The sequence below is a fragment of the Candidatus Obscuribacterales bacterium genome, assembly GCA_036703605.1.
GTDB lineage: Bacteria > Cyanobacteriota > Cyanobacteriia > RECH01 > RECH01 > RECH01.
The window spans coordinates 1-4,158 of record DATNRH010000543.1 but is presented as its reverse complement, the minus strand read 5'-3'; the positions used below and the strand labels follow the sequence as shown (position 1 = coordinate 4,158).

Here is a 4,158-nt window from a genome sequence, read left to right as displayed (position 1 = left end):
AAGCCAATCCCCTAACCCTGCCAGGTCTCACCTGGGTTCAGCGTTTAGTCCATCTAGAGGGACTACTGCACTGGTTTACCAACCTCTCCCGCATTGGCTTTTTGTTGATGCCCTTGGTCTATGCCTTTATGGGAATCATTCCCATCTGGGCTACACCTAGCGAACTAGTCTATTTCTTCCTGCCCTACTATGCTGTACAGATGGTGACCTTTGCTTGGCTCAACGATCGCTCTCGCTCAGCCCTGCTGTCGGATCTGTACTCCATCGTGCTCTGTTTCCCCATTGCCCTGGCCGTTCTGCAAACGCTCATTCGTCCCTTTTCTCGCGGCTTCAAGGTTACACCGAAGGGTACGGAGAGCGATCGCTTTCGGTTTAATTGGGTCTTAGCCAGTCCGCTGATCCTATTGTTCATCGCCACGGCTGCAAGCCTCTGGGTCAACATGGGCATGTACCTGATGCAGCGCTTTTGGGTACATCACATGATGATAGATGGCGCAAATGCGATGAAGAGCTATGGACTAGGCTGGATCTGGAGCGCCTATAACTTAGTGATGGTGGGACTAGCGCTGTTAATTCTGCTAGATGTGCCGCGTCCTGATGCCCATCCCTGGTTCCCCCTGCAGCGCACCGTGCGGTTGACCATGCACCTTCCCAGCAGCGTATCCCAGCTTCCTCAACTAGCTCTACACCATGTAACCGACGACCAAAGCAGATTGCCTGGATGGTCTCCAGCTCGGGCCGAGGAGTCGTCGTCCGTGTCGCCTGCCCATCTGCCAAAGCCAACCTTTTGGGGAACAACGACCTTACTCTCCCAGGTGGGCATGGAAGTGGCCCTGCCCAAGCTTGATCAACAGCCCCACATCCCTGGCGGTGACTTAGCCGTCACCCTAGAGATGGTGGAAGAACAACTGGCGATCGCTGGTCAGATTACCCACATGGGCGATCGCCACGGGGTACCGGTTGTGCAGATTCGCTTTGATGACCTGACCCTAGCCCAACAGCGGCAAATGATCCAACTCCTCTTTTGCCGACCAGGACAGTGGCAGCGCCATCAAACGCCTGGCGAGTTGGAAACCCTATGGTTGCTGACCCGCACGCTGCTACGCCCCCATGCGCTACTTGCAGCAGGAGAGCCTCGAACCATCGCCGTGTCCAGCGTTAGACGACGTAAAGGTGGTCGGCCTGCTGACGAATGGCGGCTAAGTTAAGCATGAGATTCTTACGAAGATGGCGCTCGATCAACCCAATGGGCATCAAGCGCGTGGGTTCAATCTGCACCACATATTGCAGATAGGTGCCTTCTTGACCAGCTTGAGCTTGGGGCTGTAGATTCCAGCTTCCTGAGAAGGAGCGAAAGTCTCCTTCAACCATCTGAAAGTCAATGCGGTGGGGGAATGACTCGGCCATATCTAGCACCACCCGAGCACAAAAGCGAATGGCCAGAAAGCACTCTGCGCCAATTTGCTCAATCCGCGTGGTGTGGGCATCAGGACTGGCAATGGTGCGGCTTTGATCGAGGTTAGGGATGAAGTCTGCGAGATGATCGTAGTCGGTTAAAAGCTGCCAGATCTGCTCTAGGGAATGGGGTAGCCAGATCTCTGCAGTAATCCGGCGCGATCGCTGTCCTAGGGTTTCTGTTGCAATCTCTATTCCCTCACTGCCAGACAAAGCCTCTACGTCCAGCTCTGTTACACCTAGATCTATGGCCTGAAGTTCAGGCGTCAAAGACTCACCTTCTTTAGAATAGGATTGATCCATCGGTAACCTCTAAGCAAGTGGATCTAAACAAACCGTCTTGTTTGATGCGTTACGCTGTCGCTTGTGCACAGCCTTGATGCGTTACGCTATCGCTTTAGCGGAGCCATACCGAGGCTATACGCATTCTACCGAGTGCTCAACTGAGAGCTCGTTATCTTAGGTATGGCCTAGGGCAGAGGCCGACGGTGAGCCCCTCAGCCCGTAAGCATAATTCTCTACTTGTCACCCAACCTATCCTACCCAATTTTTTGTCCTGATCGATCTTATAACTGGGGAAGCGTCAGCACGAAACAGGTTTCCCAAGAAGCATGCCGATCAGCCTGATAAATGCCTCCATCTCCTGCCCTCACTGGAGCTATGATCGGCTGACTAGATACCTCAATCGTGCCATTAAGATGCTCAACCAACCCTTTAACCAGTGCTAGGCCCAAACCTGTTCCTGGAATTGCCTTTTGCGTAATGCCCCGACCACGCCGGAATTTATCAAAGATATAGGGCATATCCTCAGCATCAATGCCTTCGCCCACATTACAGAGCGTGACGCGCAGCAAGGGTAACCCGGCAGGCGATCGCTCTGACACAACCTGCAAATGGACATCGGTGCCCACCGCCGCATATTTTTTAGCATTGGTTAACAGCTCTGTCAGGATACGCTGCAGACTGTCCGTATCCGTACGAATACTGAGATTTTGCTTCGGTATATCTACGGCTAATCGAACATCCCGGCTGGAAAAATCATCATCAAAGGACTGGGCAATGCCACGAATCATGCTGTAAACATCGATCTTATGGCGGTAGCTCGATGCACTCCCCGTTTCAATTTTTTGCAGGGCTAGCAAGTCATTAATCAGGCTCGTTTCCTGGGCACATTGCTCTTCTAAAATATCTAAATACTTTTGGCGGCGCTCCTCCGGCAGATTGGCTTGGCGCAACATACGAATTGCCAAGGTCATGCTGGTGAGAGGCGTACGCAGTTCATGGCTCATGGTGCTGAGAAACTCATCTTTGAGCTGATTGAGCTGCTGAAGTTGCTCGATTTGCTGGCGAGTTTTGGCATACAGCTTAGCTTGCACATCCAGACTATGCTTCAGTTGCGCCGTGCGCTCTTCCACCAAAGACTGAACCTGTTGAAGCGTATGAGATTGAATAATAGCCGTACCCACCTGAGCTGCCACAAGCTTCAGGAAGTCCAGCTCTTCCGATTGCCATACACAACGTTGGTGATGTTGGATCGCTAGGTAGCCCAGCACCTTACCGTGACTCTCTAGGGGCACCAGCACCAAGGATGGCATCACCGCACTAGCTAGAGGAGAAATGTGCAGGGAACAAGCATCCTTCTCTATCCTGGCTGTGCTCAACGAAGAGGCTAAGGAGTCAGGAATTGCCAGAATATCTTGGGGATGGAGATAGAGGTGTTGACAAGAGGGACAATCCGACAGGGCAAAGGAATAGTTGATCCAAGTGCCGGCATGACGATCCTCGCTATCCAAGGCGATCGCTAGCCCCTCTGGTTGAGGGAGTTCACAGGTTTGAGGCCACTGATGGGCAACAGAGACCCGCACGCCGGCGATGGCCGAGCGAGACTGACGTTGGTAGGCAGGATCGGTATACTTCAGGAGCAAAATAAACCCACGGCTGACCTGAAGAGTCGATACAACCTCGCTAAGAGCCTGCTCAAAAATATGTTCTAGCGTTTCTGTATGGCGAACAGCGGTCACCAACTGTCCAATCACTCCCTGGTAGCGGCGCTGCTGCCGCACCTGCTGCTGAAATTGAGCATGGGACATGGCAATCGCCAAGGGTTCTGCCAAATCATTTAGTAGTTGCACATCTGCCTCCATCCATTGGTAAGGCTGCGATCGCATCACAGCAAAAACTCCGTTGACACAGTGATCCAAACGAGTTACCACAGCTAGCAAGGAACGGGGCTGGCTCCATGACGTCGTGGACTGTCCAGTGCGATCGCTTAAAACAGAAAGCCATTCTAGGATGTCTCCCGTGAGCCAGTGTTGGCTGGCTTTGGCGGTAAAGTCTTGAATAGCAAGAACGTTTGACTTAGCAAACAAGGTAGCGATCGCTGGATGCTCTAGGATATTCAGCAAGCAAGGGGAACGATAGTCAGGATGTGGGCTGTGAATCCCTTGGTTGTGCCAGTACATGGTCTGCAACCCCGATTGTCCTGGAATTGTTTGAATCAGTGCCACAGCATCTGCGGAGAATAGAGCTCCGAGGGCTTGGGCAAACCGGCTCAACAGATCGTGAGGATGTTGATCTGACAGTAAGCCTTGAGTCAATTGCTTCAACAGCTCTGACGCAGTAACAATAGGAGTATGGGGGACTGACGTAATGTTCAACGCAGGAAAGGGTTACTAATGCGAAGATGAATGACTCAAATCCAGA

The 4,158-nt window shown here is 52.3% G+C and carries 3 protein-coding genes; 1 reads left to right on the top strand and 2 read right to left on the bottom strand.

The genetic code is table 11. The features are described 5' to 3' along the window. A partial coding sequence (locus tag V6D20_11670) for a hypothetical protein (GenBank protein HEY9816441.1) occupies window positions 1-1,208 on the top strand: 1,208 nt, incomplete at its 5' end. Here the strand turns inward: V6D20_11670 and V6D20_11665 are convergent. Together V6D20_11665 and V6D20_11660 are read right to left on the bottom strand one after the other, a co-directional pair. Further along, window positions 1,159-1,758 carry an SRPBCC family protein gene (locus V6D20_11665; GenBank protein ID HEY9816440.1) on the bottom strand — a complete coding sequence of 200 codons (600 nt, stop codon included), beginning with the start codon at window positions 1,756-1,758 and terminating at the stop codon, window positions 1,159-1,161. The two genes, V6D20_11670 and V6D20_11665, sit on opposite strands and share 50 nt — an antisense overlap. A gap of 263 nt (window positions 1,759-2,021) precedes the next feature. Next, window positions 2,022-4,061, bottom strand: coding sequence for a GAF domain-containing protein (locus V6D20_11660; GenBank protein ID HEY9816439.1), 2,040 nt, complete (start codon window positions 4,059-4,061; stop codon window positions 2,022-2,024). Window positions 4,062-4,158: the final 97 nt, after the last annotated feature.

Coding starts and splice junctions, on each gene's coding strand:
- V6D20_11665 (HEY9816440.1), bottom strand. CDS start 1,758: ATGGATCAATCCTATTCTAAAGAAGGTGAGTCTTTGACGCCTGAACTT.